This is a genomic window from Planktotalea sp. (assembly GCF_049680325.1).
Classification (GTDB): Bacteria; Pseudomonadota; Alphaproteobacteria; order Rhodobacterales; family Rhodobacteraceae; genus Planktotalea.
The window spans coordinates 1-2978 of the sequence record NZ_JBAUHO010000132.1; the positions used below are offsets into that span (position 1 = coordinate 1).

At 56.4% G+C, this 2978-nt stretch carries 4 protein-coding genes; 2 read left to right on the top strand and 2 right to left on the bottom strand.

Annotated features, from left to right (window positions below; all coding sequences use genetic code 11):
* Both WBC85_RS05935 and WBC85_RS05940 read right to left on the bottom strand, forming a co-directional pair.
* Positions 1-1014: signal recognition particle protein (locus tag WBC85_RS05935; protein WP_424433950.1), on the bottom strand; the 1014-nt coding region annotated here is incomplete at its 3' end.
* A gap of 162 nt (positions 1015-1176) precedes the next feature.
* Positions 1177-1656, bottom strand: a complete 480-nt coding sequence (locus tag WBC85_RS05940) for a hypothetical protein (protein ID WP_424433952.1) — start codon at positions 1654-1656, stop codon at positions 1177-1179.
* 120 nt (positions 1657-1776) lie between these two features.
* Between WBC85_RS05940 and WBC85_RS05945 the strand changes: the two genes are divergently transcribed.
* Positions 1777-2658: a LysR family transcriptional regulator gene (locus tag WBC85_RS05945; RefSeq protein ID WP_424433954.1), complete on the top strand. Its 882-nt coding sequence runs from the start codon at positions 1777-1779 to the stop codon at positions 2656-2658.
* Positions 2655-2978 (top strand): EamA family transporter (locus tag WBC85_RS05950; RefSeq protein WP_424433956.1); only part of this gene is annotated, 324 nt, incomplete at its 3' end. The genes WBC85_RS05945 and WBC85_RS05950, both read left to right, overlap by 4 nt.

Sequence of the window (2978 nt, forward strand, 5' to 3'; positions counted from 1 at the left end):
AAGCTGGCTCTTGAGGTCGTTCATGTTGAACTGACCTTTGGCAAAGCGCTTCATCATGCGCTCGGCTTGTTCGGCCTCGATGGTTTCTTGCGCTTTCTCGACCAGCGCAACGATGTCGCCCATGCCAAGAATACGGCCCGCAATACGCTCGGGCTCGAATGTTTCAAGCGCGTCCATCTTTTCGCCAAGCCCGACGAACTTGATCGGCTTGCCAGTCACCGCACGCATCGACAGGGCCGCGCCGCCGCGACCGTCGCCGTCCATACGTGTTAGGACAACGCCGGAAATTCCGATCTTGCTATCGAATTCTTCTGCAACTTCAACTGCAACCTGTCCCGTAAGGCCATCAACAACCAGAAGTGTCTCGCGCGGGTTGACCGCATCGCGCACGTCCTCGACCTCTTTCATCAAGGTCGCGTCGATCTGCAAACGACCCGCGGTGTCAAGCATGTACACGTCATAACCGCCAAGCGTCGCCTGTTGCTTGGCGCGCTTTGCGATCTGAACAGCGGATTCGCCGGCAACGATGGGCAGCGTATCAACGCCGATCTGTTGACCGAGGATCGCAAGTTGTTGCTGCGCCGCCGGACGGTAAATATCGAGCGAGGCCATCAGAACCCGCTTGCCGTTGCGGTCCTTCAAACGCTTGGCAAGTTTACCGGTCGTTGTTGTTTTACCGCCGCCTTGCAAACCAACCATCAGGATCGGGGCAGGGGCGTTGTCGATCTTCAGATCGCCCGGCTCGCCTTCGCCCTTAAGAACGTGGATCAATTCGTCATGGACGATTTTGACAACTTGTTGGCCCGGTGTGACCGACTTGGTCACAGACTGACCCGTTGCCTTTTCTTGCACGGCTTTGACGAAATCGCGGGCAACGGGCAGGGAAACATCAGCCTCAAGCAAAGCAACGCGCACTTCGCGCAGGGCGGTTTTGACGTCATCCTCGGACAATGCGCCTTGCTTGGTCAGGCGATCAAAGACGCCAGAGAGACGGTCGGATAGATTTTCAAACATGCCTATTGGCCCTTCAGTCTGCTGCAAGTTGGACCCAATGTAGGTAGGCCCGGCGAATGTTCCAAACGAGTATCGCACCAGTGGGCGCAACGCGCTGACTGATGGCGATCCTCGTGTTGTCGAGGACCGGAAGGTTTTTGGCTTCCGGATATGGCTCCGCGTTTAGGCTTTGGGCGGTTCAGAGTCAACAGGCGCTGGCGCTTTGAGCCATGTGTTTATGGCATCTGTCACCCGCTGAGGCGCGAGCCCGCCGCTTGAATATTGAGCAATCGGGCGATGACCTTGGCTCATGCCCTTATGAAACACCAAAACGCACCGCGCAGAATCGTACCCCTCTTTGAACGCATGGCTGAGTTCACCAAGCGGATAGATCACCTCGCGATACCCTTCAAATCCACGCGTGCGTTCGGTGATGGTCCCTGCGGTGCGGTCAAAGATTATCTGAACACGGCGCACGGCCAGACGCATTAACAAAGCAAGGCCGCCTGCAAAGAGGGCGAAGAAGAATGCCGGTAAAAGCGCCCCGGCGAAAAGCGAAAGAACGGCGATAGACAGGGTTCCTAGAAGAAATCCTGCTATGAGAACCGTGATTAAAACCGGACGATCCTCCACAATGAGTTGCGCATGGGTATTTCGGGTCACCTTCATACGGCTAATTTGGCGTGTGCATGTGAGATTGCCAAGGGCGCGTTTGTTGCAATTGCGAACCAGAGTGGTGAATGTGGAATGAATCGTGAGTTGACGCACAAATAGGACGGACAAATGGACAATTGGGACGAGGTACGCACCGCCTATCAGGTGGCTCGCATGGGAACCGTCAGCGGCGCAGCCGATGTGCTTGGCGTGCATCATGCGACGGTGATCCGCCATGTGGATGCGCTTGAACAGCGCCTCGGTGTGAAGCTGTTTCAGCGCCACGCCCGCGGGTATACGGCGACCGAGGCGGGCGAGGATCTGTGCCGCGTGGCCCAAGCCACGGACGAGCAGTTCAGCCAACTTGCAGGGCGCGTCAAAGGCAAAGGCGATGAGGTTTCAGGTGAGTTGGTCGTCACGTCGCTCAATGGTCTTGCGCCGTTGATGTCGCCGACGCTAAGCGCATTTCAAAAGGCCTTTCCCGAAATTACGGTGCGGTATTTAACGGGTGAACGCCTGTTCCGACTGGAGTATGGCGAAGCACATGTCGCCGTGCGCGCAGGCGCTGCGCCTGAGCAGCCCGATAATGTCGTCCAGGCCTTCGTGAGCCAAACCGTGTCGCTTTATGCTGCCAAAAGCTATGTGGAACGCTTTGGCATGCCCTCAAGCGAGAAAGAATATGCAAAGCACCGCTTTGTCGGGCACGATTCAGAAAACAGCCGCGCGCCCTTTTTCAAGTGGCTGGCCGCGCATGTCCCGCGCGAGAACGTGGTTTTCCGCTCGACCGACAACCGTGCGATGGAATTGGCCATTTGCGCTGGCGCAGGTATCGGGTTCATGACCGACGCAGATGCTGCAAGCCACAAGGATATGGTCCAGATTGCCCCACCAAAAGAAGAATGGCGCGCACCTTTATGGCTTGTCACCCACGTTGATCTGCACCGTACCGCAAAAGTACAGGCATTCCTGAAGTTCGTGAAAGAGCAAGCAAAAAGCTGGGACACCGCATGAGCGAAGCTTATCGTGGACATGCTGCAATGCTGTTGTTTTCAGTCCTTGTGGCAGGTTCGTTTTCGCTAGGCTCGATAGCGGCCCCAAGCGTAGATCCAGAGTTGGTCACACTCCTTCGGTTTGCGATCGCGGCGCTGATCCTTGGCGGAATCTGCGCGCTGCGCGGGGACTTCAAGGCAATGCGCTTAACAGCGATCTGGCGATACCTTCTACTTGGCGTTATTTTCGCCACCTATTTTGTGCTAATGTTCGAAGGGCTTAAAACCGCAAAACCTGTTTCGGCGGCGGCGGTCTTTACGTTGACCCCGGTTGTTACGGCG

Coding starts and splice junctions, on each gene's coding strand:
- WBC85_RS05945 (WP_424433954.1), top strand. CDS start 1,777: ATGGACAATTGGGACGAGGTACGCACCGCCTATCAGGTGGCTCGCATG.